Source organism: Phytobacter sp. V69 (genome assembly GCF_965644215.1).
In the GTDB taxonomy this organism is placed as follows: Bacteria; Pseudomonadota; Gammaproteobacteria; order Enterobacterales; family Enterobacteriaceae; genus Phytobacter.
This window is the reverse complement of sequence record NZ_CBFFRL010000459.1, coordinates 1-863: the sequence shown is the minus strand read 5'-3', so window position 1 is coordinate 863 and position 863 is coordinate 1. Positions and strand designations below refer to the sequence as shown.

Here is an 863-nt window from a genome sequence, read left to right as displayed (position 1 = left end):
GGAATAGTAAGTCTGTACGGTTCTGAGTTGCTGCATATTGCCATTATAAGTCAATACGGTATGTATGAGACGCTTACGTATATCCTGCTGGTGCAGCTGATCCTCTACAATCACAGCAGCCATATGCTGCTGATGATGCCGCTGATCGGCCTCGGGCTGGCATTTAGCGCGCGGCTACACGTGATGGAAAAGGTGGGGGCGGGCGTCGGTTTTGCCAGCGTAACCACCATCGGCATTATGTTCGGGCAGAACCTGCATCCGGATACCGATCTGGTGTTCAGCGATCTTTATCGCATCGTGTCGGTGACGGTCGCTCTGTTGGGCACGCTGACGATGGTGTTCCTGGTGCACCTGATCTTAAACCGTTTCGAAGCGACGCGGTTTGTGATTGAGGATCAGTAGATCTTTTTCAGATCCATCTCTTCCTGAATGCGTTCACTGTACGCGGCGTGGGTGCGAATGGCCTCATCGATCCCGGCGTTAAACAGCGTCGGGCCGAGGTTGTCGATCACGAAATCAACAAAGAATTCGGCGTCGAATTGTTCCAGTTCAAGGTCGAAGTTGTCGGTGCAGTAGCGTTGCAGTTTCTCGCGTAGCATCTCGCGTTCGCTGTGGCTCAGATCAATTTTGCTCATTGGGCTTCCTGGCTCGAGAAAAAGGGCATCATAGCAGAGGTTAGCGGTAAAGCGGTCCCGGATGGCGGCACGCTTTTCTCCCTCTCCCTGTGGGAGAGGGCCGGGGTGAGGGCATCAGACCGCACGGTGCCATTTCCCGGATGCGGCTACGCCTTATCCGGGCTACCACACCCACTGTAGCCCCGGTAAGCGCAGCGTCACCGGGGAAAATCCCGGATGCGGCTACAC

General features: G+C 55.3%; 1 protein-coding gene and 1 pseudogene. One reads left to right on the top strand and one right to left on the bottom strand.

Annotation, left to right across the window (positions count from 1 at the left end; all coding sequences use genetic code 11):
• Positions 1 to 402 (top strand): annotated as a pseudogene (locus tag ACSZPU_RS25970) (hypothetical protein); the annotation flags it as partial.
• Here the strand turns inward: ACSZPU_RS25970 and ACSZPU_RS25965 are convergent.
• Positions 396 to 635: a DUF2164 domain-containing protein gene (locus ACSZPU_RS25965; protein ID WP_499004493.1), complete on the bottom strand. Its 240-nt coding sequence runs from the start codon at positions 633 to 635 to the stop codon at positions 396 to 398. The pseudogene ACSZPU_RS25970 and the gene ACSZPU_RS25965 overlap by 7 nt on opposite strands.
• Between the last annotated feature and the right edge of the window lie 228 nt (positions 636 to 863).

Coding starts and splice junctions, on each gene's coding strand:
- ACSZPU_RS25965 (WP_499004493.1), bottom strand. CDS start 635: ATGAGCAAAATTGATCTGAGCCACAGCGAACGCGAGATGCTACGCGAG.